23 protein-coding genes are annotated in these 26,096 nt (G+C 68.4%); 3 read left to right on the plus strand and 20 right to left on the minus strand.

Features of this window, described 5'->3' with window-relative positions; translation table 11 throughout:
- Nucleotides 1-75: 75 nt before the first annotated feature.
- The 7 genes from gyrB to mutM all read right to left on the minus strand — a co-directional run bounded on the left by gyrB (nucleotide 76) and on the right by mutM (nucleotide 8,944).
- Complete coding sequence (gyrB, locus tag CYR75_RS12050; RefSeq protein WP_101500258.1) at nucleotides 76-2,514, minus strand: DNA topoisomerase (ATP-hydrolyzing) subunit B; 2,439 nt, start codon at nucleotides 2,512-2,514, stop codon at nucleotides 76-78.
- Nucleotides 2,515-2,615: 101 nt separating this feature from the next.
- Nucleotides 2,616-3,725 carry a DNA replication/repair protein RecF gene (gene recF / locus CYR75_RS12055; RefSeq protein ID WP_101500259.1) on the minus strand — a complete coding sequence of 370 codons (1,110 nt, stop codon included), beginning with the start codon at nucleotides 3,723-3,725 and terminating at the stop codon, nucleotides 2,616-2,618.
- On the minus strand, nucleotides 3,722-4,840 hold the full coding sequence (gene dnaN / locus CYR75_RS12060) for a DNA polymerase III subunit beta (protein ID WP_101500260.1): 1,119 nt from the start codon (nucleotides 4,838-4,840) through the stop codon (nucleotides 3,722-3,724). The genes recF and dnaN overlap by 4 nt, the downstream gene beginning before the upstream one ends.
- Nucleotides 4,841-4,947: 107 nt before the next feature.
- Entirely contained in the window at nucleotides 4,948-6,309 is a 1,362-nt protein-coding gene (dnaA, locus tag CYR75_RS12065) for a chromosomal replication initiator protein DnaA (protein WP_101501031.1), read from the minus strand.
- Nucleotides 6,310-6,829: 520 nt separating this feature from the next.
- Complete coding sequence (gene rpsT, locus CYR75_RS12070) at nucleotides 6,830-7,099, minus strand: 30S ribosomal protein S20 (RefSeq protein WP_101500261.1); 270 nt, start codon at nucleotides 7,097-7,099, stop codon at nucleotides 6,830-6,832.
- A 149-nt stretch (nucleotides 7,100-7,248) separates the two neighbouring features.
- Complete coding sequence (locus tag CYR75_RS12075; protein WP_101500262.1) at nucleotides 7,249-8,025, minus strand: enoyl-CoA hydratase; 777 nt, start codon at nucleotides 8,023-8,025, stop codon at nucleotides 7,249-7,251.
- Between the two features lie 76 nt (nucleotides 8,026-8,101).
- Complete coding sequence (gene mutM / locus CYR75_RS12080; protein ID WP_101500263.1) at nucleotides 8,102-8,944, minus strand: bifunctional DNA-formamidopyrimidine glycosylase/DNA-(apurinic or apyrimidinic site) lyase; 843 nt, start codon at nucleotides 8,942-8,944, stop codon at nucleotides 8,102-8,104.
- Between the two features lie 76 nt (nucleotides 8,945-9,020).
- Here mutM and ubiE point away from each other — a divergent pair, with 76 nt between their 5' ends.
- Both ubiE and ubiB read left to right on the plus strand, forming a co-directional pair.
- Complete coding sequence (gene ubiE, locus CYR75_RS12085) at nucleotides 9,021-9,776, plus strand: bifunctional demethylmenaquinone methyltransferase/2-methoxy-6-polyprenyl-1,4-benzoquinol methylase UbiE (protein ID WP_101500264.1); 756 nt, start codon at nucleotides 9,021-9,023, stop codon at nucleotides 9,774-9,776.
- Entirely contained in the window at nucleotides 9,773-11,308 is a 1,536-nt protein-coding gene (gene ubiB / locus CYR75_RS12090; protein ID WP_101500265.1) for a 2-polyprenylphenol 6-hydroxylase, read from the plus strand. Before ubiE ends, ubiB begins: the two co-directional genes overlap by 4 nt.
- A 4-nt stretch (nucleotides 11,309-11,312) precedes the next feature.
- On the opposite strand, the gene CYR75_RS12095 is transcribed toward ubiB, so the two are convergent.
- From CYR75_RS12095 to mutL, 7 genes are all read right to left on the minus strand, one after another.
- Entirely contained in the window at nucleotides 11,313-11,936 is a 624-nt protein-coding gene (locus CYR75_RS12095; protein WP_158644650.1) for an SH3 domain-containing protein, read from the minus strand.
- Nucleotides 11,937-11,941: 5 nt separating this feature from the next.
- Entirely contained in the window at nucleotides 11,942-12,658 is a 717-nt protein-coding gene (locus CYR75_RS12100) for a VIT1/CCC1 transporter family protein (RefSeq protein WP_101500267.1), read from the minus strand.
- 9 nt (nucleotides 12,659-12,667) lie between these two features.
- Nucleotides 12,668-14,584, minus strand: a complete 1,917-nt coding sequence (gene dxs, locus CYR75_RS12105; protein ID WP_101500268.1) for a 1-deoxy-D-xylulose-5-phosphate synthase — start codon at nucleotides 14,582-14,584, stop codon at nucleotides 12,668-12,670.
- A gap of 22 nt (nucleotides 14,585-14,606) precedes the next feature.
- Nucleotides 14,607-15,473 (minus strand): polyprenyl synthetase family protein, encoded by an 867-nt coding sequence (locus tag CYR75_RS12110; protein WP_101501032.1) that lies wholly within the window; start codon nucleotides 15,471-15,473, stop codon nucleotides 14,607-14,609.
- On the minus strand, nucleotides 15,473-15,706 hold the full coding sequence (locus CYR75_RS12115; protein ID WP_101500269.1) for an exodeoxyribonuclease VII small subunit: 234 nt from the start codon (nucleotides 15,704-15,706) through the stop codon (nucleotides 15,473-15,475). The genes CYR75_RS12110 and CYR75_RS12115 overlap by 1 nt, the downstream gene beginning before the upstream one ends.
- 117 nt (nucleotides 15,707-15,823) lie before the next feature.
- A complete protein-coding gene (locus CYR75_RS12120; protein WP_101500270.1) occupies nucleotides 15,824-16,195 on the minus strand; it encodes a DUF3775 domain-containing protein in 372 nt (123 codons plus the stop codon).
- A 66-nt stretch (nucleotides 16,196-16,261) separates the two neighbouring features.
- On the minus strand, nucleotides 16,262-18,094 hold the full coding sequence (mutL, locus tag CYR75_RS12125; protein WP_101500271.1) for a DNA mismatch repair endonuclease MutL: 1,833 nt from the start codon (nucleotides 18,092-18,094) through the stop codon (nucleotides 16,262-16,264).
- Nucleotides 18,095-18,224: 130 nt separating this feature from the next.
- Here mutL and CYR75_RS16250 point away from each other — a divergent pair, with 130 nt between their 5' ends.
- Nucleotides 18,225-18,401 carry a hypothetical protein gene (locus CYR75_RS16250; protein WP_192876657.1) on the plus strand — a complete coding sequence of 59 codons (177 nt, stop codon included), beginning with the start codon at nucleotides 18,225-18,227 and terminating at the stop codon, nucleotides 18,399-18,401.
- Between the two features lie 56 nt (nucleotides 18,402-18,457).
- Here the strand turns inward: CYR75_RS16250 and CYR75_RS12130 are convergent, their stop codons facing one another.
- The 6 genes from CYR75_RS12130 to CYR75_RS12155 all read right to left on the minus strand — a co-directional run bounded on the left by CYR75_RS12130 (nucleotide 18,458) and on the right by CYR75_RS12155 (nucleotide 26,092).
- The gene (locus CYR75_RS12130) at nucleotides 18,458-19,771 is read right to left on the minus strand and encodes a M16 family metallopeptidase (RefSeq protein ID WP_101500272.1); all 1,314 of its coding nucleotides are present in this window, start codon (nucleotides 19,769-19,771) and stop codon (nucleotides 18,458-18,460) included.
- The gene (locus tag CYR75_RS12135; RefSeq protein WP_101500273.1) at nucleotides 19,768-21,420 is read right to left on the minus strand and encodes a M16 family metallopeptidase; all 1,653 of its coding nucleotides are present in this window, start codon (nucleotides 21,418-21,420) and stop codon (nucleotides 19,768-19,770) included. Before CYR75_RS12135 ends, CYR75_RS12130 begins: the two co-directional genes overlap by 4 nt.
- Before the next feature lie 91 nt (nucleotides 21,421-21,511).
- The gene (locus CYR75_RS12140) at nucleotides 21,512-22,018 is read right to left on the minus strand and encodes a DUF3035 domain-containing protein (protein ID WP_101500274.1); all 507 of its coding nucleotides are present in this window, start codon (nucleotides 22,016-22,018) and stop codon (nucleotides 21,512-21,514) included.
- Nucleotides 22,019-22,070: 52 nt separating this feature from the next.
- Nucleotides 22,071-22,790 carry a signal peptidase II gene (gene lspA, locus CYR75_RS12145; protein WP_318778986.1) on the minus strand — a complete coding sequence of 240 codons (720 nt, stop codon included), beginning with the start codon at nucleotides 22,788-22,790 and terminating at the stop codon, nucleotides 22,071-22,073.
- Nucleotides 22,790-24,379 (minus strand): bifunctional phosphoribosylaminoimidazolecarboxamide formyltransferase/IMP cyclohydrolase, encoded by a 1,590-nt coding sequence (purH, locus tag CYR75_RS12150; RefSeq protein ID WP_101500275.1) that lies wholly within the window; start codon nucleotides 24,377-24,379, stop codon nucleotides 22,790-22,792. Before purH ends, lspA begins: the two co-directional genes overlap by 1 nt.
- A 33-nt stretch (nucleotides 24,380-24,412) precedes the next feature.
- The gene (locus tag CYR75_RS12155) at nucleotides 24,413-26,092 is read right to left on the minus strand and encodes a heparinase II/III family protein (RefSeq protein WP_101500276.1); all 1,680 of its coding nucleotides are present in this window, start codon (nucleotides 26,090-26,092) and stop codon (nucleotides 24,413-24,415) included.
- Nucleotides 26,093-26,096: the final 4 nt, after the last annotated feature.

Here is a 26,096-nt window from a genome sequence, read left to right on the forward strand (position 1 = left end):
AGGTCGATGTGCGGCCCAATCGACGCCGGACTGCGGCAGTTTTATCACGATCCGCCGCAGCCTGACGCTGCTTTGCTACACGTCCAGGTTCTCGACGCTCAGCGCGTTCTGCTGGATGAATTCGCGCCGCGGTTCGACCAGATCGCCCATCAGCTTCGAGAAGATGTCTTCGGCGTCCGAGATATCGTCGATCTTGACCTGCAGCATGGTCCGCGCCTCGGGGTCGAGCGTGGTTTCCCAAAGCTGCTCGGGGTTCATCTCGCCCAGACCCTTGTAGCGCTGCAGCGACAGGCCCTTTTCGCCTTCCAGCAGGATATAGGACAGCAGCCCCAGCGGGCCATAGATCGGCACCTCGCGGTCCTTGCGCAGCAGCGTCGCCGGTTCGGCATAGACCTCTTGCAGACGCTCGGTCATGGCCGAGAGACGCCGCGATTCGGTCGAGCGCAGCAGCGGGCCGTCCAGCACGCGCGCCTCTTCGACGCCGCGCAGCACCCGCGTCACGGCGATGCCACCATCCTCGGTCGCCTGCCCGGTCCAGCCGCGCTCGTATTCCTCGGCGATCAGGTCCAGCCGCCGAGCCACCGCCTCGGCGGCCGCGCCGGCGTCGCTTTGGATGCGTTCCTGCTGCAGGGCGCCGGCGATGGCCGCCTGCTCGATCACATGGGGCGGGTAATGCGTCGGATAGGAGCGCAGGATGCGGCGCACCGTACGGGCTTCCTCGATGACGCGCAGCAGGTCGTTGCGCGACAGGATCTCGCCCGAACCAAGCCGTAGCGCCGCCCCGTCGGAACCCTGTTCGATCAGGTAATCTTCCAGCGCGGCCTCGTTCTTCAGATAGACCTCGGACCGCCCGCGCCCGACCTTGTAGAGCGGCGGCTCGGCGATATACAGGTGCCCGGCCTCGATCAGTTCGGGCATCTGGCGGAAGAAGAAGGTCAGCAGCAGCGTGCGGATATGGGCGCCGTCGACATCGGCGTCGGTCATGATGATGACCTTGTGATAACGCAGCTTCGACAGGTCGAATTCGTCCCGCCCGATGCCGGTGCCAAGCGCGGTGATCAGCGTGCCGACGCTTTCCGACGACAGCATCCGGTCAAAACGCGCGCGTTCCACGTTCAGGATCTTGCCCCGCAGCGGCAGCACGGCCTGATCCTTGCGCGAGCGGCCCTGCTTGGCCGAACCGCCGGCCGAATCGCCCTCGACGATGAACAGTTCCGACAGGGCCGGGTCCTTTTCCTGACAATCGGCCAGCTTTCCGGGCAGGCTGGCCACGTCCATCGCGGTCTTGCGGCGGGTCAGGTCGCGGGCCTTGCGCGCTGCCTCGCGAGCCAGGGCGGCCTCGACGATCTTGCCGAGGATCTGCTTGGCGTCGGCGGGGTTTTCCTCGAACCACTCGGAAAGTTTCTCGCCGACCAGCCCCTCGACCGCCGGGCGCACTTCGGAACTGACCAGCTTGTCCTTGGTCTGGCTGGAGAATTTGGGATCGGGCACCTTGACCGACAGCACGCAGGTCAGCCCTTCGCGGGCGTCATCGCCGGTGAAGTCGATCTTTTCCTTGCGGGCGATGCCGCTTTCCTGCGCGTATTTCGTGATCACACGGGTCAGCGCGCCGCGGAAGCCGGCCAGATGGGTGCCGCCGTCGCGCTGCGGAATGTTGTTGGTAAACGGCAGGACCGTCTCGTGATAGCTTTCGTTCCACCACATCGCGACCTCGACGGAAATCCCGTTGCGCTCGCCCTGGATGAAGATCGGCTCGGCCAGCACCGGGGTCTTGGACCGGTCGATGAACTTGACGAATTCGCGGACGCCGCCCTCATACAGCAGTTCGGTCCGCACCGGCTCGGCCGGGCGCTCGTCTTCGATGATGATCCGCACGCCAGAGTTCAGGAACGCCAGCTCGCGCAGGCGGTTTTCCAGCGTCTTGAAGACGAAATCGCGGTTCGAGAAGGTCCCGTCCGGCCGATCCTCGCGGGACGAGGCCATGAAGCGGACCTCGGTCCCGGTCTCGCCCGGCGCGGCATCGCCGACGACGCGCAGCGGTTCGACCGTGTCGCCGTTTTCGAAGCGGACCAGATGTTCCTTGCCGTTGCGCCAGATCCGCAGCTCCAGCCAGTCCGACAGCGCGTTCACGACCGAAACGCCGACGCCATGCAGACCGCCCGAGACCTTGTAGCTGTTCTGGTCGAATTTCCCCCCGGCATGAAGCTGGGTCATGATGACCTCGGCCGCGCTGACGCCCTCGGTCGGGTGCAGCGCGACGGGGATGCCGCGACCGTTATCGCGGACCGAGACGCTGGAATCGGCGTGAATCTTGACCTGCACATAGTCGGCATGACCGGCCAGCGCCTCGTCGATGCCGTTATCGACGACCTCGTAGACCATGTGATGCAGGCCGCTGCCGTCATCGGTGTCGCCGATATACATTCCCGGCCGCTTGCGGACTGCTTCCAACCCTTTGAGAACCTTGATCGAATCCGCGCCATATTCGGCGGACGTCGGGATGGTGTCTGTCATGCCTGAAAATTCCTGTGCAACTGCGTCAGATATAGGCAATCGGGCGGGTAAAGTCACGGCCAAGACACCGTATTTCGTGGTAAAATCGCGGGTTTGCGCCACTAGTTGAGGTGACTGCCGCCGCCCGCCTCATCCGGCGTCCGAACCAGCCGGCTGACACCGTGGACATCGCGCGCCACCGACAGCATCTGAGCCTGCGGCGCGATGGCGTCGAAAAGCTCTGGCCCGGTGCCGGTCAGCATGGTCTGCGCGGCCAGCCGCCCGATTTCGTGATACAGCGCCGCCCGCCGCTCGGCATCCAGATGGGCCGCGACCTCGTCCAGCAGCAGCAGCACCGGCAGATCTGGCAAGGCGCGGGCATTGGCGAGGATCACCGACAGCAGCAGCGCCTTTTGCTCGCCGGTCGAGGACAGCGCCGCGGGCATTTCCTGCGGCCCCCAGACCGCCCCCAGATCGGCGCGGTGGGGACCGGTCAGGCTGCGCCCGGCGGCCAGATCGCGGGCGCGCATGGCGGCCAGACGACCGGCGATGTCGGCGGCGTCGGGATCATCGGCGAACCCCTCGCCCGGCAGCAGCGACAGGGTGGCGGCGGGGAAATCCGGCGATTGCGCCTGCGCCGCCATCACCTGTTGCAGGGCCGACAGGCGGTGCCGCGTGATCCGCGCGCCCGCCTCGGCCATCTGGCCCTCCAGCGCGCGATACCAGCCCGGATCGGTGATCTGGTCGCGCAGCAGGCGGTTGCGTTCGCGCATGGCCTTGTCATAGGCCAGCGCGGCCTCGGCATGGGCGGGGTGAAAGGACAGCGTCAGCCGGTCCAGAAAGCGCCGCCGCGTTTCCGGCGCGTCGGTCCACAGCCGGTCCATCGCCGGCGTCAGCCAGACCACCCGCAGCAGGTTGCCAAGGGCCGTCTGCGGCGCGGGCTTGTCGTCGATCCGCACCTCGCGGCCATTGCCGGGCAGGGCCTGCGTCTCGATCTGGCGGCCATCCAGCACCGCGCGGATGCGCCAACCGGCGCCCACGCCCTGCCGGGCCTGATCGGCGGGCGCGGCACCGCGCATCCCGCGACCCGGCGCCAGCATCGAGGCGGCTTCCAGGACATTCGTCTTGCCCGCCCCGTTCGGTCCCGCAAGCACCACCGGCCGCGCGTCCAGGTCCAGATCCAGATGCGGCCAGGACCGGAACTGCGCCAGCGTCAGCCGGCCAACGCTCACACGCGCATCGGCATGACGACATAGACCGCGGACAGATCGCTGCCCTCGCGGATCAGGGCGGCGTCGCCCGAGCCGTTGAACAGGAACACCGCGTTCTCGCGGTCGATCTGGGCGGCGATTTCCTGCAGGTATTTCGCGTTGAAGCCGATTTCCATCGCCTCGTCGCCATAGGCCACGGCCAGCTCTTCCTCGGCCGTGCCGGCGTCGGGGGCGTTGACCGACAGCACCACCCGGTCCAGTTCGAGCGCCAGCTTGACGGCGCGGGTCTTTTCGCTGCTGACGGTCGCCACGCGGTCGACGGCGCGGGCGAAATCGCTGGCATCGACCTCCATCTTGCGGCTGTTGCCCGAGGGGATCACGCGGGTGTAGTCGGGGAAGGTGCCGTCGATGACCTTCGAGGTCAGCGTCAGCGTGGGCGTCGCAAAGCGGACCTTGGTGTCGCTGACCGAGACCGCGATCTGCGCCTCGTCATCATCCAGCAGCTTGCGCAGCTCGGCCACGGTCTTTTTCGGCACGATGATGCCGGGCATGTCGCCCGCGCCCTCGGGCAGGGGCGCGTCGATCCGGGCCAGCCGGTGGCCGTCGGTCGCCACGCAGCGCAGCACCTGACCGTCCTCGGCCTGGGCCACATGCAGATAGACGCCGTTCAGGTAATAGCGGGTTTCCTCGTTCGAGATGGCGAATTTCGACTTGTCGAACAGCCGGCGCAGAACCGGCGCGGGGGCCGAGAAATTGGCCGAATATTCGGCATTGGCCATGACCGGAAAATCCTCGGTCGGCAGGGTCGCCAGCGCGAAATTCGACCGCCCCGCCTGCACCGCCAGCCGGTCGCTGCCGCCATCGACCGACAGCGTCACCAGCGAACCGTCGGGCAGCTTGCGCGCGATCTCGTTCAGCATCTGCGCCGAGACGGTGGTCGCGCCCGGACGTTCGACATGGGCCGCGGTGCGGTCGACGACCTCGGTGTCCAGATCGGTGCCGCGAAAGCTGACGCCGGACTCGGTCGCCTCGATCTGGACGTTGGCCAGGATCGGGATGGTGTGGCGACGCTCGACGACGGACCCTGCCTGCGCCACGGCCTTGACCAGATCCGCCCGTTCGATCGAGAATTTCATCTTCAGTCCCCTGTCATGCGCTTCGCTGTCTGGCGCATATTCCGGCGCAGTCAGGCCGGCTTGGCCAGCCGGGTGAATGTCTTGAAAAACGGTGCCGGAATCAACCCTCAAGCCTCAAGGGCGCGGCGCAGCAATTGCACGTCCTCGGCAAGGCTGTGATCCTCGGCGCAAAGCTCTTCGATCTTGCGGACACCGTGCATGATGGTGGTGTGGTCGCGCCCGCCGAAGCGGCGGCCGATCTCGGGCAGGCTGCGGGTGGTCATCTGCTTGGCCAGATACATCGCCACCTGACGCGGCCGGGCAATGGTGCGCACCCGCTTTTGCCCGACCAGATCGGACAGGCGGATGTTGTAATGCTCGGCCACGCGGCGCTGGATATCCTCGATCGAGACCTTGCGATCGGATGACCGCAGCGTGTCGACCAGACAATCCTGCGTCAGATCCATGTCGATCTTGCGTCCGACCAGGCTGGCAAAGGCGAACAGCCGCTGCAGCGCACCTTCCAGCACGCGGACATTCGAGGTGATGCGGTGGGCGAGAAATTCGAGCACGCCCGGTTCGACGCAGAGCCCGGCATATTGGCCGCGCAGCGAATCGGTCTTGGATTGCAGGATGCCCAGACGCAGCTCGTAATCGGTCGGGTGCAGGTCCACGACCAGCCCGCATTGCAGGCGCGACTTGATGCGGTCTTCCAGATCCTTGATCTCGCCCGGCGCGCGGTCGGCGGAAATGACGATCTGCTTGCCCTGATCGACGAGCGCGTTGAACGTATGGAAGAATTCCTCTTGCGTCGATTCCTTGCCGGCGATGAACTGGACGTCATCGACCATCAGCACCTCGACGGTGCGGAACATCTCCTTGAAGTCCATGACGGTCCGCTCGCGTAGCGCCTGCACGAAGCGGTACATGAACTGCTCGGCCGACAGATACAGCACCCGGCTTTCGGGGCGGCGGGCGCGAACCTCGCTGGCGATGGCGTGCATCAGGTGGGTCTTGCCCAGCCCGACCCCGCCATAGAGAAACAGCGGGTTGAAGGTCACCGCACCGCCTTCGGCCACGCGGCGGGCGGCGGCATGGGCCAGCTCATTGGGCTTGCCGACGACGAAATTGTCGAAGGTAAAGCGGGCGTCCAGCGGCGCCGACATCTCGGGCTCGACTGGGGTCGGGCGGGCCGCATCGCTGCGCTTGCGGGGCGCGGTCGCACGGGGCGCGGTCGCGACACGGAAGCTGAGACGGGTGACCGGCGCGCCGGCATGGACGAGCGCATCGCGGATCGCATCGGCATAGTGGCGCTGCACCCAATCCGAGATGAAGCGCGTGGGCGCCGCAATCGCCGCCTCGTCCGCCTCGATCCCGCCCAGATCCAGCGGCGCGATCCACGCCGTGTGATTGTTGCTGCCAACCCTGTCCCGAAGCCAATCGCTGGCCTGCACCCAAACGTCCTGCATTGTTCTTGTCTCGTCCGTCATGCTGTCCCCGTGGCCGGCCGCCTGTGTTTCAGTGCGGCGCGGGCGTTCGTTCACCTTGGGGTCAGGCATCAGGACAGACGCCACGGCCAAGGGCCATGTTGCCTGTCCAGCCCGGACAGAATCACGCGACGGTTGCAGAAAGCTGGCAGGCCTGCTGCGGAAGTTGCGTGGACCGGATCTAACGGTCTGTATCTTCGTGGTTTTCTTCCGGCCCGTTTGCCGGGACGTCCACGAGGTCCCCCAAGGCGAGGTGAATCGCAGGGATGAAGCTAGCCCTTCCGCCCCGCGCCCTGCAACCGATCTTCGCGCTTGACATGATCTTGCCCCAGGCGAATCCCCGGGCCCCGTGGCAAAGCCGTCGCAAATCCATGGGCTTGCCGCAACTTCCTGAATAGGTTGCATTTTGCGGATGCTGACACGCAAAAGGGCGCATCCTGCGATGCGCCCTGTTCACTGGCTGAAACCAGCCCATGCTGGCCCCGATCGGGCAGAATCAGACGCTCTGCCGCAGGGGGATCTGTTACTGCGCGGCCACAGCCTTGACGCGTGCCGACAGGCGCGACATTTTCCGCGCGGCGGTGTTCTTGTGGTAGACGCCGCGGGTCACACCGCGCATCAGTTCGGGCTGGGCGGCCTGCAGCGCGGCCTTGGCGGCCTCGGCATCGCCGGCGGCGATGGCTTCCTCGACCTTGCGCAGATAGGTGCGGATGCGCGAGCGGCGGGCCTTGTTGACAAGGGTGCGGCGCTCGGCCTGGCGGGCGCGTTTCTGGGATTGGGGCGTATTGGCCATGGGTGCGGTCCTGTCTGGTTCTGTTCAAATCCGGTAACGCAAAAGCCCCATGGCGCCGTCCGGACGGACGGTCATGATTCTTGCCAAAGCGGGCCCACGCGCATGTAGCCCGGCGCTATACAGCGACCGGGCGGAAAAGCCAAGCGCTATCAGCGGTCGCGGAATTGCGGCTCGCGCTTTTCAAGAAAGGCGGCCATGCCTTCCTTCTGGTCCTCGGTCGCGAACAGGGCGTGGAATAGCCGACGTTCGAACTGCAGACCCTCGCGCAGCGTGGTTTCATAGCTGCGGTTGACGGCCTCTTTGCCGGCCAGAACCGCCATCTGCGATTTCTCGGCGATCTTGCGGGCCACCGCCATCACCTCGGACAGCAGCTTGGCCGTCGGCACGACGCGGCTGACAAGGCCCGAACGCTCGGCCTCTTCGGCGTCCATGAAACGCCCGGTCAGGGTCATTTCCATCGCCTTGGACTTGCCGACGAATCGGGTCAGGCGCTGGGTGCCGCCGATGCCGGGGATGACGCCCAGATTGATCTCGGGCTGGCCGAATTTCGCGTTCTCGGCGCAGATGATGAAATCGCAGGCCATGGCCAGTTCCGCCCCGCCGCCCAGCGCATAGCCGGATACCGCCGCGATGATCGGCTTGCGGATGCGCAGGATGGTGTCGGTCGAGTCTGCGAACATGTCCTCGCCATAGACATCGACAAAGGATTTCTCGGACATTTCCTTGATGTCGGCCCCGGCGGCAAAGGCCTTTTCGCTGCCGGTGATGACGATGCAGCGGACCTTGTCGTTGGCGTCGGCCTCGGTCAGGGCGGTGGCCAGTTCCGCCAGCAGGGCCGAGTTCAGCGCGTTCAGCGCGTCGGGCCGGTTCAGCCGGATCAGCGCCACGTAATCGGCGATCTCGACGGTGATGTTGTGGTAAGCCATGAAAGCGCCTCGCGGTTGCGGTTGGGCCTCGTCCTATCAAAACCGCAAGGCTGTGGCCAGACCCGGCGCAGGGCCGCTAATGCTGGCAGCGCGGGCAGAAAAAGCTGGACCGGCCGGACTGCACGATGCGCCGGATCTGGCCCGGACAGCCGGGGCGCGGACAGGGCGCGCCCTCGCGGTCATAGACGCGGAAACTGTGCTGGAAATAGCCCAGCTCACCACTAGCTTGGCGGTGATCGCGCAGCGACGACCCGCCCGCCGCGATCGCCTCGGCCAGCACGTCCTGGATATGGCCCGCCAGTGCGTCCAGCCGCGCCCGCCCGATCCGCCCGGCGGCGCGGCGCGGGTCGATCCCGGCCCGGAACAGCGATTCCGAGACATAGATATTGCCCAGCCCCGCCACCACGCGCTGATCCAGTAGCAGCGCCTTGACCGGCGCGCGCCGCCCGGCAAAGGTTGCGGCCAGCACCGCGCCGGTGAAGTCCTCGTCCATCGGCTCTGGCCCCAGCCCGGCCAGCAGCGGGCCGCCATCGCCGCGCACCAGATCGACCATGCCGAAGCGGCGGGCATCGTTCAGCGTGATGCGGGTGCCGGCGTCGGTTTCGATGACGACGTGATCGTGTTGGGGCAGGATCGACGGGTCGCGGTGGAACTCGCCCACGCCCGCGCCGTCGATGACGATGCGCCCGGACATGCCCAGATGCAGCAGGATCGAGGCATCGCGGTCCAGATCCAGCAGCACATATTTCGACCGCCGCCGCAGCCCCGTCACCCGTGCCCCGGTCGCCACCTGCACCAGATCGGGCGGGAACGGCCAGCGCAGCCCGGCCCGGTTCAGCACCAGCCGTTCGATCCGCGCATCCTGCAGATGGGGCAGCAGGCCGCGGCGGACCGTCTCGACTTCGGGCAGTTCTGGCATCTTCGGTGCTTTCGTCGCATTGTTTCCGCGGGAGTTCGGCTTTAACTGTGCCCCCAACCCTCGGACGGCAAGAGCAATGAGCGATAACAAACCCCACGGACAGACCCATTTCGGCTTTCAGACCGTGGACGAGGACCAGAAGGCGGGTCTGGTCCATGGCGTGTTCTCGCGGGTCGCCTCGCGCTATGACGTGATGAACGACCTGATGAGCGTCGGCGTTCACCGGGTCTGGAAGAACGCGATGATGGACTGGCTGGCCCCGCGCGATGGCCAGCATCTGCTGGACATGGCGGGCGGCACCGGCGACATCGCCTTCCGCTTTCTGGACCGCGCGCCCGGCGCCCGCGTCACCGTCTGCGACATGACCGAGAACATGCTGATCGAAGGCCGCAAGCGCGCCCAGGCGCAGGCGCTGGCCGACAGGCTGGGCTGGGTCACCGGCGACGCGATGGCCCTGCCCTTCGCCGATGGCAGCTTCGACCGCTATACGATCAGCTTCGGCATCCGCAACGTCACCCGCATCCAGGACGCGCTGACCGAGGCGTTTCGCGTGCTGCGCCCCGGCGGCCGGCTGATGGTGCTGGAATTCAGCCAGCTTCCGGTGCCGGCGCTGCAATGGGCCTATGACCGCTATTCCTTCAACGTCATTCCGGTGATGGGCCAGATGGTCGCCAATGACCGCGACAGCTATCAATATCTGGTCGAATCGATCCGCCGCTTTCCCGATCAGGACAGTTTCGCCGGGATGATTCGCGACGCGGGGTTCGAGCGGGTGCAGTATCGCAACCTGTCGCTCGGCATCGCCGCGCTGCATTCCGGGTGGAAATTGTGAGGGGGCCGCACAATATCTGGCGGCTGATCCGCACCGGCGCGACGTTCGAGCGGACCGGCGCGATGGGCGTGGCGCTGGATGCCATGCAGGCGCCGCGCAATGTCCGCGTGGCGGCGCGGGTGCTGGGCTGGCCCTTCCGCTGGCTGGGCTATGCCGGCGATCCGGCCCTGCCGCCGGTCACGCGGGCGATCACCGCCCTCGGCCCGGCCTATATCAAGTTCGGCCAGATCATGTCGACGCGGCCCGATGTGGTCGGCGCCGATCTGGCGCAGCAGCTTTCCTATCTGCAGGACAAGCTTCCGCCTTTCCCGACCGACATCGCGCGGCAGATGATCGAGGCCGATTTCGGCGCGCCGCTGGACACGCTGTTCAGCGAATTTTCCGCCCCCGTCGCCGCCGCCTCGATCGCGCAGGTCCACCGCGCGCGCCGCGCCGATACCGGGGCCGAGGTCGCGGTCAAGGTGCTGCGCCCGAACATCGTGACCGCCTTTTCCCGCGACATCGACGCCTTCCATTTCGGCGCCGATCTGATCGAGGCGCTGTCGCCCTCGACCCGCCGGCTGCGCCCCAAGGATGTCGTCAGCCATTTCGAAGGCGTCGTCAATGGCGAGCTGGACCTGCGGCTGGAAGCCGCCTCGGCCTCGCTTTTCGCCGAAAACACCCGCGACGACGCGCATTTCTCGGTCCCGAAACCGCATTGGGAGCTGACCTCGCGCCGGGTGCTGACCAGCGACTGGGCCGAAGGGATCTCGCTGGGCGAGGTGGGGGCGATCCGGGCGGCGGGGCATGACACCTCGGCGCTGGCCGAACGTATCCTGCAGCTGTTCCTGTCACATGCGCTGCGCGACGGGTTCTTTCACGGCGACATGCATCAGGGCAATCTGAAGGTGGGCGCCAATGGCGACCTTATCGCCTATGATTTCGGCATCATGGGCGAGATCGACGAATACACCCGCCGCATCTATGCCGAGATCCTGATGGGCTTCATCCGCCGCGATTACGAGGGGCTGGCCCATGTCCATTTCGAGGCCGGCTATGTCCCCCGCGACCGCGATCCGGCCGCCTTTGCCCGCGCCCTGCGGTCGGTGGGCGAGCCGATCTTCGGGGCCGAGGCCAGCCGCATCTCGATGGCGAACCTGCTGGGCTATCTGTTCGAGGTGACGGAACGCTTCGGAATGCAGACCCGGACCGAGCTGATCCTGCTGCAGCGCACCATGGTCGTGGTCGAGGGCGTCGCCCGCTCGCTCGATCCGAACCTGAACATCTGGAAGACGGCGCGCCCGGTGGTCGAGGATTACATCAAGGCCAATCTCGGACCGCGCGCGCTGGTCACCGACAGCCGCAAGATCCTGCGCACGCTGCACCGCGCCATGCCGCTGATGCCGGTGCTGATCGAGGACGCGATCTGGCGCGCCCGCCAGCGGGCCGAGGCACCGCTGACCCCGCCGCCGCGCCGCTTCAACTGGCGCTCGGCCAGTATCGGGGGGGTGGTCACGGCGGCCGTCCTGCTGGTGGCAGCGGCGCTAAGCTGACGCCCTAGCGCGCGCCGATGCGGCAGCAGCCGGAATACATCTGCAGCGGCGCCGCCCCGTCCTGCACCAGCACCGTCGCCTCTAGTCCAAAAGCCATGTCCGACATCCCGTCCGAGCATTGCTTGGGCGTGATCGTCGCCGCCAGCACGCTTTGCCCGTCCCGCGCGAACAGCCCGCGATGCGGGTCGCGCGCCCAGCCGGTGCCACGGATCTGAACGCCGGGCCAGTCGCGCTGCGCGTCCGGCGCGCGCCAGGCCAGCCGGTCCCCCTCGATGGTAAAGGACCAGAACGGCTCGGTCCCGCTGCAGATCAGCGTCGCGGGGACGCGGTCCTCGGCCCAGACATCGGTGCGATACTGCAGAAACCGCATCGCGACCCAGCCCGCACGCTCGCCCGTATTGACCTGCCCCCAACGGCCCGAGGGATCGAGAGCGGTGATCTCGACCTCGGTCGCATCGGGCGGCAGGCTGCCGACGATCTCGGCGCTGGCATTGGGCTGGCTGCGGATGTTCAGCACATCGTCTGCGGCCACGTCCGCCACGTCGAACAGCGTCGGCAGCACATATTCCGGCGTCGCCAGCGCCGGACCGGCGGTCAGCGCGAGCATCAGCACCAAGGCTCTCATCATGTCGTTCATCCTATCGCGACGCCGAAAATCCGGCCGATGACGGCGGTGATGCCCATGGCCGCCGCCCCCCAGAACACCACCCGCAAGACCGCGCGGCCCATCGGCGCGCCCCCGGCCCGCGCCCCGGTCGCGCCCAGCAACACCAGCGCCAGCAGCGTGGCCCCCAGCACCACCGGCAGGATGGCGTGGAACGGCGCGACCCAAGCCCCGATCAGCGGGATCGCCGCCGCCAGCGTGAAGGTCGCGGCCGAGGCCAGCGCCGCCTGCAGGGGGTTGGCCGACAGCACGTCCGACAGGCCCAGCTCATCCCGGACATGGGCGGCCAGCGCGTCATGTTCGGTCATCTCGCGCGCCACCAGCATCGCGGTTTCCGGCGACAGCCCGCGTTCCTCGTAGATCTCGGCCAGTTCGATCAGCTCGGTTTCCGGGTCGTCGCGCAGGGCGGCCAGTTCGCGCCGGATATCCGCGCGCTCGATGTCGGACTGGCTGGACACCGAGACATATTCCCCCGCCGCCATCGACAGCGCCCCCGCCGACAGCCCGGCGACGCCGGCCAGCAGCACCGCCTCTCGCGACGAACCGGACGCCGCCATCCCGGCCAGCAGCGAGGCGACCGAGACGATGCCGTCATTCGCCCCCAGCACCGCCGCCCGCAGCCAGCCCGAGCGCGAGACGTAATGCGGATCGTCGGGATGCGCGTCGGCGTGGGTGTAACGTGACATGGCGGGCGCTCAGGCGCGGGCTGGCAGGCGGGCGGCGCCCAGCACGTCCAGCACCCGCGCCTCGATATCGGACGCACTCATCGCGGCCGAGGCATACATCGCGGCCGGGCTGTCATGGTCGATGAAGGTATCGGGCAGCACCATCGAGCGGAACTTGAGGCCGTTGTCGAACACCCCCTCATCCGCCAGAAGCTGCGCGACATGGCTGCCGAAACCGCCGACGGCGCCTTCTTCAATGGTGATCAATGCCTCGTGCTCGCGGGCGAGCGACAGGATCAGATCGCGGTCCAGCGGCTTGGCAAAGCGCGCATCGGCGACGGTGGGAGCGATGCCGCGCGCCTGCAGCGCCTCGCGGGCGGCCATGACCTCGGCCAGACGGGTGCCAAAGGACAGGATCGCGACCCGCGACCCTTCCGCCACCATGCGGCCCTTGCCGATTTCCAGCGGCGTGCCGCGTTCGGGCATCTCGACCCCGGTTCCCTCGCCGCGCGGAAAGCGGAAGGCGATGGGGCCGTCATCATGCGCGGCGGCGGTGGCGACCATGTGGACCAGTTCGGCCTCGTCGGCGGCGGCCATGACGACCATGCCCGGCAGGCTGGCCATGAAGCCGATATCGAAGGCTCCGGCATGGGTCGCCCCGTCCGCGCCGACCAGCCCGGCGCGGTCGATGGCAAAGCGCACCGGCAGACGCTGGATCGCCACGTCATGCACGATCTGGTCATAGCCGCGCTGCAGAAAGGTCGAATACAGCGCGCAAAAGGGTCGCATCCCGCCAGCCGCCAGCCCCGCCGCGAAGGTCACCGCGTGCTGTTCGGCAATGCCCACATCGAAGCAGCGGCGGGGGAACTGCTCGGCAAACAGGTTCAGCCCGGTGCCGTCGGGCATGGCGGCGGTGATCGCCACGATCTTGTCGTCCCGCGACGCCTGATCGATCAACGCCTTGGCGAAGACCGAGGTATAGCTGGGCGCGTTCGATTTCGACTTGGCCTGCTCGCCCGTGATCACATCGAAACGGGCACGGGCATGGCCGCGATCCGCCGCGCCTTCGGCAGGGGCATAGCCCTTGCCCTTGCGGGTGATGGCGTGGATCAGCACCGGCCCGGTGGCGCGCTGCTTGACCGTCCGCAGCAGCGGCAGAAGCTGGTCCAGATCATGCCCATCGACCGGCCCGACATAGGAAAAACCCAGCTTTTCGAACAGGGTCCCGCCCAAGGCCATGCCCTTCAGCACATCCTTGGCCCGGCGCGCGCCCTCTTGCAGGGGCGAGGGCAGCAAACCGACCGCGCCCTTGGCGATGGATTTCAGGTCCTGAAACGGCGCCTCGGAATAGAGCCGCGTCAGATAGGATGACAGCGCGCCAGTGGGCGGAGCGATCGACATTTCGTTGTCGTTCAGGATGACGAACAGCCGCTTGCCCAGATGGCCCGCATTGTTCATCGCCTCGAAGGCCATGCCGGCGGACATCGCACCGTCGCCGATCACCGCGACCGCGTCGCCGGGATCGCCGCCAAGCTCGCGCGCCATGGCAAAACCCAGCGCTGCGCTGATCGAGGTGCTGGAATGGCCCGCGCCAAAGGGGTCATAGGGGCTTTCGCTGCGCTTGGTAAAGCCGGACAGCCCGCCGCCCATCCGCAGCGTGCGGATGCGGTCGCGCCGCCCGGTCAGGATCTTGTGCGGATAGCACTGGTGGCCGACATCCCAGATGATCTTGTCGCGCGGCGAATCGAACACCGCATGCAGCGCCACGGTCAGTTCCACCACGCCCAGCCCCGCGCCCAGATGGCCGCCGGTCACGCTGACCGCGCTGATCGTCTCGGCGCGCAATTCATCGGCGAGCTGCTGCAGTTCGCGGTCCGACAGGGCCTTGAGGTCCGAAGGCAGCCTGACCCGGTCCAGAACCGGGGTTTGGGGTCGATCTTGGCTCATCGCGCGGCCCTTTCCGGGGCGTTCAGCTTTCACGGTCGATAACGAAACGCGCCAGTTCTTTCAAGTTTCCGGCCTCGTCGCCATAGGGCTGCAGGGCCGCGATGGCCTTCTCGACCAGTTCCTTTTCGCGGGCGCGGGCAGCGTCGAGGCCCAGCACCGACACGAAGGTCGCCTTGCCGGCGCGGGCGTCCTTGCCGACGCGCTTGCCGGTGGTGTCCTCGTCGCCGGTCACGTCCAGGATGTCGTCATGGATCTGGAAGGCGAGCCCCAGCTTGGCGGCATAGACGCGCAGCGCCTCGGACGGCGCGCCGGCGATCATCGCGCCCGACACGGCGGCAAAGGCGATCAGCGCGCCGGTCTTGGCGACCTGCATCCGGGTGATCCCGGCCACGTCCAGCGGGATTTCGGCCCCCTCGGCGGCGATGTCCATCATCTGCCCGTAAACCATCCCCGCCGGCCCGACGGCATGGGCGAAGGCCGCGATCAGCTTGACCCGGGTCTCGGCGCTGCCGATGGCGGGGTCGGTCAGCATCTCGAAGGCGAGGGTCTGCAGCGCGTCGCCGGCCAGAATGGCGGTCGCCTCGGACCATTGCACATGGCAGGTCGGCAGGCCCCGGCGCAGATCGTCATTGTCCATCGCCGGCAGATCGTCATGGGCAAGGCTATAGGCGTGCAGCGCCTCGACCGCGCAGGCGACCGGCAGCGCGGCCTGATCGCTGACCCCGTGCAGCCGCGCCGATTCCATCACCAGAAACGCCCGCAGCTTTTTCCCGCCAAGGCAGACATAGCGCATCGCGTCGGTCAGCTCGCCACGCGGCAGGGCCGACATGGCGGTGTCCAGTGCGGCCTCGACCTGGGCGCGCACCTCGTCCATCCGCTGCTGCAGCATCACAGCCCCTCGGCCGGGGTGGTGCCGGTGGGCTGGCCCTGCGCCAGCGTGATCCGCTCGACCCGCTCTTCGGCCTCGCGCAGGCAGGCTTCGCAGCGGGCGCGCAGTTCGGCCCCGCGCTCATACAGCCGGATCGATTCGTCCAGCGAGGCGCTGCCGCTTTCCAGCCGCGACACCACGGCCTCCAGTTCCTTCATCGCGTCCTCGAAGGACATGGTCGCGATTTCCGTCATTCCGCAGCCCTTTTCAGCAGTCCGTCCGGCAGCCCGGCGGGGCTGCCTGCAATGGCGGTCTTTTAGACCCCTTCGCGCCGCGAGGCCACCGAAAGCTGCGCCGGGGCGGGATGGCGCCTAGACCGGGCGGTGCAGGTCGTCGACCTCGTCCCCGGGCGAGATGCCAAGCGCCTCCATCCCGGCTTCCAGATAATCGGCCAGACGCGGCTCGCCCATCAGGTAATCCTCGGTCGGAGAGGTCTTTTCCGATTTCGCGGTGGCGATCGCCTCGTCCAGATCGCTGGCGTCGAAGCTGTCGCGCCCGACCCACATCACCGCCGTCAGCGAGGCCTGTTCGTCGTCGTTCAGCCCGGCGATGAATTCCTGCAGCTCGGCCCGGACCCCCTGCCCGGTGCGGTGCCCGCTATGCGCCCAGGCATTGACGCCGCTGTCATATTCGCGGGCGCGGACGATGACATGCGCGATCTTGTCGGCGGTGATTTCCAGCATCTCTGCCCCCTTGTTGCGGCGGCCAAGGGCGCGCCGGACCAACTGTTGCCGCCCCGGCCCGCGCCGTCAATCCTTGCGCCCGAACAGACGCTCGATATCCGGCAGCGACAGTTTGACCCAGGTCGGGCGGCCGTGATTGCACTGGCCGGACCGTGGCGTGCGCTCCATCTCGCGCAGCAGGGCGTTCATCTCGTCCGCCGTCATGCGCCGCCCCGACCGGACCGAGCCGTGGCACGCCATCGAGGACAGCACCGCATCAACCCGCGCCCGCAGCCGGTCCGAGGCGCCCTGATCGGCCAGATCGTCAGCGATGTCGCGGATCAGCGCGGCGGCATCCAGCCGGCCCAGCAGGGCGGGGATCTCTCGCACTGCGACGGCATTGCCGCCGAAGCTTTCGACATGCAGGCCAAGCCGGGCCAGATCCTCGGCGACGGCAAGGATACGGGCGGCGCAGGCTTCGGGCAGTTCCACGATTTCGGGGATCAGCAGCGCCTGGCTGGCGATGCCGGTCTGCTCGGCCTGCACCTTCAGGCGTTCATAGACCAGCCGTTCATGGGCGGCGTGCTGATCGACGATGATCATGCCGTCGGCGGTCTGGGCGATGATGTAATTCTGGTGCAGCTGCGCCCGCGCGGCCCCCAGCGGCGCGTCGGTGCCGCCCTCTGGCGCCTCCTCGACCCGGCCCGAGGGTGCCTCGGCAAAGCCGTCAAAGCCGGGATCGCCGCCGAACCCCTGCGGCGCCTGCCCGGCCATCGCCGTGCGAATCGCACCGGTCGAGGGGCGATACTCCATCTGATAGCCCCGGACCATCGGCCGGGCGGAGTCGCTGCGAAACGCCGCCAGCGTCGCCGCGCCTACCGTGTCCGAGGCCCGCCGCGATTCCCCCGCCAGCCGGTGCCGCAGGGTGCTGACCACCAGCCCGCGCACCAGATCGGGCTGGCGAAAGCGGACCTCTGCCTTGGCGGGGTGGACGTTCACATCGACGAAATGCGGATCGCAACCGACAAACAGCACCGCCGCCGGGTGACGCCCGCCGGGCAGCACGTCGAAGTAACCAGCCCGCAGCGCCCCGGTCAGCAGCTTGTCACGCACCGGGCGGTTGTTGACGAACAGGTGCTGCGCCACCGCCGCTCCGCGCGAATAGGTGGGCAGCGCCGCGAAGCCTTGCAGGCGCACGCCCTCGCGCTCGGTGTCGATGCGGATGGCGTTCTCGATGAAGTCCCGGCCCATGACCCGCGCCAGCCGCGCATGAAGCGCGTCGAACAGATCGCCCGGCTCGGGGTCGGCGCGAAACAGCAGGCGGTCGTCGTCATGCAGGGTGAAACCCACGCCCGGCTCGGCCATGGCAAGGCGGCGCATGACCTCGACCACGGCCTGCGTCTCGGCGCGGGTGCTGCGCAGGAATTTCAGCCGCGCGGGCGTGGCAAAGAACAGGTCGCGCAGCTCGACCGCCGTGCCGCGATTTCCCGCCGCCGGGCGAAGCGGCTGCATCCGGCCCGCCGTGACGCCGATCTCCGCCCCCTCGGCCCCTTCGGCGCGCGAGGTGATGGTCAGCCGCCCGACCGCCCCCAACGAGGGCAGCGCCTCGCCCCGGAACCCGAAACTGTCGATGGCCAGCAGGTCGCTGCCGTCGATCTTGGACGTCGCATGACGCGCCAGCGCCAGCGGCAGGTCCTGCGGCGTCATCCCGCAGCCGTCATCGACAACCCGGATCAGCGCCTTGCCCCCGTCCGAGATGGTGACGTCGATCCGCCCCGCCCCGGCGTCAAGCGCGTTCTCGACCAGTTCCTTGACCGCCGAGGCCGGGCGTTCAACCACCTCGCCCGCCGCGATGCGGTTCGCGGTGCTTTCGTCAAGCTGGCGGATCACCCGGGATATATGGCGGCTGTGCGTGTTCATGCCACAAGATCTAGCAGGCAGCGCCGGGCGGGCCAACAGATTCGGTGCCAATTTCGTGTGGCCGGGAACCGCTTTGCCCCCGGCGCGCGTTTTACCCCGACAACACGCCATTGATCAGCAGGAGACGACCATGTCCAGACTAGCCGCTTTGGCCCTTTGCGGGTTCGCGCTGACGCTGTCGGCCTGCGGGCCCAACACCGCCACCCGCGCCACCACCGGCGCCGCCACCGGGGCCGTCGTCGGCGGGCCGGTCGGTGCCGTCGCCGGCGCCGCGCTTGGCGGCAGCGGGGCCGTGCAGGTCAAATAGACCGCGCGTCACGTCAGACGAAAACGCCGGGCCCTCGGGTCCGGCGCTTTTCTGTGTCAGGGGCTAACGCCCTCGGGCTGACCGACCAACACGATCTGCAACCGGTCCGGGTCCAGAACCTCGGCCGCGATGCGGGCCACGTCCTCGGCGGTGACCGATTCGATCTGCGCGTTGCGGGTGTCGGGATAGTCGATGGGCAGGCCGATCAGCTGCATCCCGGCCAGAATCCCCGCGATCTTGCCATTCCCGTCCCAGCGCAGCGGATATTCGCCGGTCAGATAGGTCTTGGCGTCCGCAAGCTCCTGATCGGTGACGCCGCCCTCGGCCATCTTGGCCCATTCCGCGCGCAGCAGGGCCAGCGCCTCGCCCGCGCTCGCGTTCGAGGCCGCCATCCCGCCCCGCCAGCTTGACCCGCTGACCCCGTTCGACAGCGCGGTCGAGACGCCATAGGTCAGGCCGCGCTTTTCGCGGATCTCCTCCATCAGCCGCGAGGAAAAGCCGCCGCCGCCCAGGATGTGATCGGCCAGGTAGGCGGAGAAGTAATCGGGGTCGTCCAGGCTTACGCCCGGCTGGGCAAAGGCAAACACCGTCTGCGGGCTGTTCCAGTCGATGACCATGACCCCGCCCTGCGGCGCAAAAGTGGCCTGCGCCGGCAGCGGCGCGGTCGCGGTCTGGGGCAGGCCGTCCAGCATGCGGTCGATCAGCAGGCCCAGTTCCTCGGCGTCGATATCGCCAGCCGCACCCACGATCACACGATCCCGGGCCAACACCCGGTCCTTGGCGGCGCGCAGATCATCGGGCGACAGCGGCATGACCGAGTCCGCCGTGCCGTTGATCGAGCTGCCATAGGGGTGGTCGCCCCAGATCGCCGCCGCCAGCGCCTTGGCGGCGATGGCGTTGGGGTCGTTTTCCTCGGCCCGGATCACGGCCATCACCTGCCCCTTGACGCGGGCCACGGCGGCATCGTCGAAACGCGGTTCAGTCAGCGCGGCGTTGACCAGATCGGCGCCCTCGTCGCGGGTCTCGCTCAGCAGCCGGATCGAGACGGTCAGCGCGTCATCGCCCACGTCGAACCCGATCCGCGCGCCCAATGCCTCGACGGCCGAGGCGTATTCGGTCGCGTCCATCTCGCCCGCGCCTTCTTCCAGCACATGCGTCATCAGGTTGATCGCACCGCGCTGGCCTTCGGGGTCGACACTCGCACCGCCGCGAAAGGCGAGGTTGATGGCGGCGAAGGGGATCGAGTGATCCTCGACCAGCCACGCCTCGACCCCGGAGGGAGAGGTGACGCGGGTGATGTCCGTCGCCTGCGCCTGCAGCGCGAAGACAAGGCCGCCGACAAGCCCGAGGGCGAAACGCTGAAAGATCATTGCGGCACCCCTTCGGTTGCGGCTTCGGGCGAGGGTTCGGGATCGGGTGGGGCGTCCGAAGCTGCGTCGGGGTAAGATTGGGCGTCCGGGGCTGGATCGGGGTCAGACCGTGCGTTCGAAGCTGGATCGGCGTCAGAACCAGTCGCCCCGTCCGTCACTGGCTCAACCGGCGACTCGGCGGCGCTGTCCGATGTGGCGTCGGACGCGGCATCGGTGGCGGGATCGGCTGGCTGGTCCGTCACCACCTCCGCCGCAGGCGCGGCACCAACTTCCCCCGGAACCCCAGCCGGGGCCGCGTCGGACGCCATCTCCAGCGCGGCATCGTCGCTCTGCGGCAGCAGCCAGCCGGTCACCGTGGCGGTGCTGTCCAGCACCAGCCGGGCGGCGTCCATCACATCGGCCTCGGTCACCTGATCCAGCAGGTCGGGCCAGTCGTTCACGTCCTCGATCGTCAGCCCGGTCGCCAGCCCCTGACCGTATTGATAGGCGCGGCCATGGGCCGAGTCCTGCTGATAGATCTGCGCCGCGCGAAGCTGGGTCTTGACCCGCTGAAGCTGCTCGGGGTCCGGCCCACGTTCCAGGAACCGCGCCAGCGCCGCGTCGAACGCCGCCTCGGCGTCCTCGGGCGACTGACCGTCCACCGGCGCCAGCGAGAACCGGAAGCTGGTCGGATCGACGGCGAACCCGTCATAGCCCGCGCCCGCATAGAGCGCCTGCCCGGTCAGCACCAGTTCGCGCCCCAGGACCGAGGTCTGGGGCGAGCCGCCCAGCAACTCGGCCAGCACCGTCAGCGCGGCGGCGGTCTGCTGATCGCCGGGATCGCGTTCGGGCACCAGCACTGTCCGCACCATCGAAGGCTGCGGCACGCGCGGGTCGTGCATGGTCAGACGCCGCGGGGCGCGCTGCTCTGGCTCTTGCGGGCGGGCCTGCCGCTCGACGCCGGGCTTGGCGGGGATGTCGCCATAATGGGTCTGCGCCAGCTCGCGCGCCTGCTCGGGCGTGACGTCGCCGGCGAGGATCAGGATCGCGTTGTTCGGGGCGTAATGGCTGTCATACCAATCCAGCGCATCGGCGCGGGTCAGCCCCACCATCTCGGCGCGCCAGCCGATCACGGGGCGCCCGTAGGGATGGTTAAGATATTGCGAGGCGCCGCGTTCCTCGGCGAACAGCGCGGCCGGGTCGCTGTCGGTGCGCTGCGCGCGTTCCTCGAGCACGACCTGACGCTCGGCCTGCCAATCCTCTTCGCCGACGCGCAGGTTCTGCATCCGGTCGGCCTCCATCTCCATGATCAGAGGCAGGCGGTCGCTGGCGATGCGCTGGAAATAGGCGGTGAAATCATAGCTGGTGAAGGCGTTGTCCATGCCGCCATTGGCGGTCACGGTCTTGGACAGCTCACCGGGGGCCAGCTTTTCGGTGCCCTTGAACATCAGGTGTTCCAGGTAATGCGCGAGGCCGGTCTTGCCCGCCACCTCGTCCGCCGACCCGACCTTGTACCAGACCATCTGCACCACGACCGGGGCGCGGTGATCCTCGATCACCACGGCTTCCAGCCCGTTATCCAGCGTGAAATGGCTGATGCCCGCAGGCATCTCGGCCCAGACGGGCAGCGCGGTCAGGGAAAGCAGAGCCGTCAGGCCAGGCACACGCATGGGCAGTCCTTTCGCTTGTGACAAAGGCAGGGCGAGCATGCCCAGTCCCGGCCCCGCGACGCAAGTCACGACCCGGTGACGGCGCGCGGCCTTACGGCGCGGGCGGGGCCGAGGGCGTCTGCGCGCCGGCGCGGCGCCAGCGCTCATGCTCGGCCCAGCTATCCAGCGTCATCGACTGATAGGCGCGGTAATAGACATCGGTCCGCGCCCAGGTTTCCAGCAGCCGGCGCGAGTTCCCGGCCCGCAGCGCCACGTCTTCCTGCGCCAGTTGCGCCCGGATCGCCGGGTTGACCCCCAGCCGCGAGCTGTAATTGACCAGCGCCACATCGGCCGCGCCGATGCCCTGATTGACCAGGCTTTGCGGGTTGCCGCCAAGGGCCGCCACCGCATCGCCGCGCGGGTTGGGGTCGGTGATGTTGCCGCCGCCGGGCGTGGGCGGGGGAAGCTGGTTCAGATCGTCGGGCATCATCAGCGCGCGCGTGGGCAGGATCGCGAATTCGTCCGGCGTCGTGCGTCCGGCGCGGATGTTGTGAAGCTGCGGATCGTTGGAACAGGCCGCCAGCGCCGCCGTCCCGATCAATGCCCAGATTGCCCGCATTCCGGTCCCCCGTTTCATGTCGCTGCCGTTCTAACCGGAATTTGCGGTGCCGTCACGGGTTCTTGTCGGCAGCCCCGGCCTTGCCGCCGGGGGGCCACAGGATCAGGCCGAAGGCCCCGGCAAAGATCGCAATGTCAGCCACGTTGAAGCTGTAGGGGTTGCGCCAGGCCGGCAGCGACATGTTCAGGAAATCCGCGACCGCGCCATAGGTCAGCCGGTCGATGACATTGCCGATGGCCCCGCCGACCAGCAATCCGGCGGCGGCCTGGGCAAAGGCGCGGGGCCGGCTGCGCCAGACCCAGGCCACCACCCACAGGCAGACCCCCAGCGCCACCGCGATCAGCACCCAGCGCATGATCTCTTGCGAGGACGAGAACAGGCCGAAATTCACCCCCTGATTCCACGCCATGCGCAGGTTGAGAAAGGGCGGGAACAGGTCGATCTCGCGCACGCGGTCGAGGCGCAGCAGGTGGACGACGACATATTTGCTGATCTGGTCCAGCAGCAGGACGACCCCCGCCACCCACAGCATCACCCGCAGCGAGACCGGTGCCTCTGGCGCTTTCGCACCCGTCCCGGTCTTGCCGCGCGGGGTCTTGGCGGCGCACTTGGCCGCGGTCTTGCGTCCCGCGCCGCCTGCCGTCTTGGCGGCGGCTTTCGTCGCAGGCTTGGCCTTGGCCGTGGCCGGTTTGCGCGGCTTGGCGGGGGCCTCCGCCGCCTTGCGGCCCGTTCCGGTCGCCCCGCCCGCTGGCTTGTCGCTGTCCTCGGCCATCAGTGGCGGAAATGCCGCTGGCCGGTGAAGACCATCGCCAGCCCCAGGGCGTCGGCGGCGGCAATCACCTCGGCATCGCGCATCGAGCCGCCAGGCTGGATCACCGCCCGCGCCCCGGCCTCGGCCAGCGCCTCGACGCCGTCGGCAAAGGGGAAGAACGCGTCCGACGCCACGGCAGAGCCGCTGGTCAGCGGCTGGGGCAGCGACAGCGCCTGCGCCACGTCTTGCGCCTTGCGCTGCCCGATCCGGGTCGAATCGATCCGGCTCATCTGGCCGGCGCCGATGCCGACCGTCGCCAGATCGCGGGCATAGACGATGGCGTTGGATTTCACATGCTTGGCGACCTGCCAGGCGAACAGCAGATCGTCCAGCTCTTCCGGGCTGGGCTGGCGCCGGGTCACGACGCGCAGATCGTCGCGGCCGACGCGGCCATTGTCGCGCGACTGGACCAGAAAGCCGCCTGCCACCTGCCGGAACGCGGTGCCGCTGGCAGCGGGGTCGGGCAGGCCGCCGGTGGTCAGCAGGCGCAGGTTCTTGCGCTCGGCAAAGACGGCGCGGGCATCCTCGGTCGCGTCGGGCGCGATGACGACCTCGGTGAAGATCTCGGTGATGGCGCGGGCGGTGTCGCCATCCAGCGTCTGGTTCAGCGCGATGATGCCGCCAAAGGCGCTGGTCCGGTCGCAGTCGAAGGCGCGGCGATAGGCCTCGGCGGCGGTGTCGGCGCGGGCGACGCCGCAGGGGTTGGCGTGCTTGATGATCGCGCAGGCCGGGCCTTGGGCGGGGTCGAATTCTGCCACCATTTCAAACGCGGAGTCGGTGTCGTTGATGTTGTTATAGGACAGCTCCTTGCCCTGCCATTGCCGGGCGGTGGCGACGCCGGGGCGGCTCTGGCCGCTGACATAGAAGGCCGCGCGCTGGTGCGGGTTCTCGCCATAGCGCAGACCTTGCGCCAGCGTGCCGGAAAAGCTGCGGCGGCGCGGGGCCTCGTCGCCGATGGCGTCGGCCATCCAGTTCGACACCGCCGCGTCATAGGCGGCGGTCCGTGCATAGGCGGTCTGCGCCAGCCGCTGCCGCAGCGCCAGATCGGTGCCGCCCTTGGCGCGAAGCTGCGCCAGCACGGTGTCGTAATCCTGCACATCGACCACGACGCTGACAAAGGCGTGGTTCTTGGCCGCCGCGCGGATCATCGCCGGGCCACCGATGTCGATATTCTCGACGCAATCGGCATGGCTGGCGCCCTTGGCGACAGTTTCCTCGAAGGGATAAAGGTTCACCACCAGCAGGTCGATCATCTCGATCCCGTGCTCGGTTGCCGCCTGCTGATGGGCCGCGTCATCGCGCAGCGCCAGCAGACCGCCATGGACCACCGGATGCAGCGTCTTGACGCGGCCGTCCATCATCTCGGGGAAGCCGGTGGCGTCCGAGACATCGCGCACCGTCAGCCCGGCATCGCGCAGCGCCGCCGCCGTGCCGCCGGTCGACAGGATCTGGACCCCGGCATCGGCCAGCGCGCGGGCGAAATCGATCAGCCCGGTCTTGTCCGAGACCGAGATGAGGGCGCGTTTCAGCGGAACGATGTCGTGCGGCATGTCTGTCGGCCTTTGGCTGGTGCGGATCGCCGACTAGCTAGCGCCTGCCCGCATGAAGGTCCAGCCGATCTGCACCGCCTCGGCGCGCAGATGATGGGCCAGCACGATCTGGATCGAGGGGCGCGGATCGGGCAGCCCGGTTTCCAGCCAGGCCGAGGGTTCCAGCCGCAGCGCGGCGACCAGATCATGGCTGAAATACCACTCTTCCCCGCCGGGCAGGACCAGCCGCACCGCGTCGCCCTCCTGCCACGCCTCTATATCGGGGTGCAGGTGAAAGCGGATCTCGAAGCCGATGCCGTCGGGGCGGTTGGCCAGCAATTGCTCCAGCCGGCCCTGTCCCGCGATGTCCAGCGCGGCCAGCGTATCCTCGCCGCTGAAGTGATCGCCGCTGGCGGACAGGTAAAGCTCGCGCAGATGGGTCAGGCCGTGCGTGCCGACCCAGCCGTCATGCCCGGCCAGGATCGAGGCCGCCTCGCGCGGGGGCGGGGCGGGCGCGTCGGGGGGCAGCAGGTTGCCGTCGGCGTCGCAGGGACCGGCCCAGACCTGTTGCGGCAGCAGGGTCAGCCGCTCATGCCCCTGCGCGTCGGGGGGCAGCAGCTTGGCGGAACTGAGGCCCGACAGGCTGAGCGTCGAATGACACGCGGTGGCGCGGCTGGCACGGGCCCAGGCCTCGCCGAACAACCGGCCCGAGCCGCAGCTGACCACGATCGGATGCCGGGCCGAGGTGAACTCGATCCCCAGCGTCGAGGCATGGGCATGGGCGGCCGCCGGTCCGGCCGGGGGCGCGGCGGCGTCCAGGATCACCGTCGCCCGCGCCCGCGCCAGCCGGGCGAAGCCCATCGCATGCCCGCTGGCGGTCACGGCGGGCCCCGACGCCGCCCGCAGGCTGTGGTCCAGCCGTCCCGACACGCCGCGCCCGCCGCCGTGAAAGCGCGGCAGGGCACCGTCGGCGTGGCGTAGCGCGCGCAGGATCGGCGCGATCTCGTCAATGGCGGCGGTGATCGGGGGTGGCAACGGCAGTCCGGCCTCGGCCGCCGTCTGCTTGACCCAGGCCAGCAGCGACAGGCAACCCAGCAGCAATTCGGGCGAGCGGCTGCGCAGCACGCCCTGATGGATGCTGGCATCCAGCGCCTGCGCCAGATCGTCCAGCGCGGGGGCGGCCTGCGCCTCGGCGCCCTTCAGCAGCATGGCGGCGATGGCGCGGCCCGACAGCGCCTCGATCTGCGGCAAGCCAACGGGCGCCTGATGCCGCGACAGCCAGTCAAGCTGGCGGTGCAGGCTGTCAAAGATCGGCTGCGCCTGTTCGCGCGACAGCCCCGGCAGGATCTGGCCCGAGTGAAACAGCCAGCGCAGCACCCGGCGCCCGGTCACATCGGCCCGCCATGCCGGGTCGGTTGGCCCGGTCACGCCAGCGTCATCTGCCGTTTCGGGCGGGTCGCCGAACGCCGCCAGCCAGTCCAGCACGCGGCGCTGCGCCATGTCGCGAGCCTTGGCGTTGCCCACCGCCGCCAGATCGTCCAGCCAGCCAAAGCCGTGCAGCTCCGCCGCCGTGTCGGGCGGCAGCGCCGGGCTGCCCGCGGCAAAGGGATCGCCGGTGATGCTGCCGCCGGTCAGCCGCAGCGCGCCGTCCAGAATCTCTTGCCCGCGCCGGGTCGAGCCGAGGCTGCGCGGCTCGGGCCTGCGGGTGAAACCATAGGGGCGGGACTGGGTCATGGCG

The organism is Paracoccus jeotgali, from assembly GCF_002865605.1.
Taxonomy (GTDB): domain Bacteria; phylum Pseudomonadota; class Alphaproteobacteria; order Rhodobacterales; family Rhodobacteraceae; genus Paracoccus; species Paracoccus jeotgali.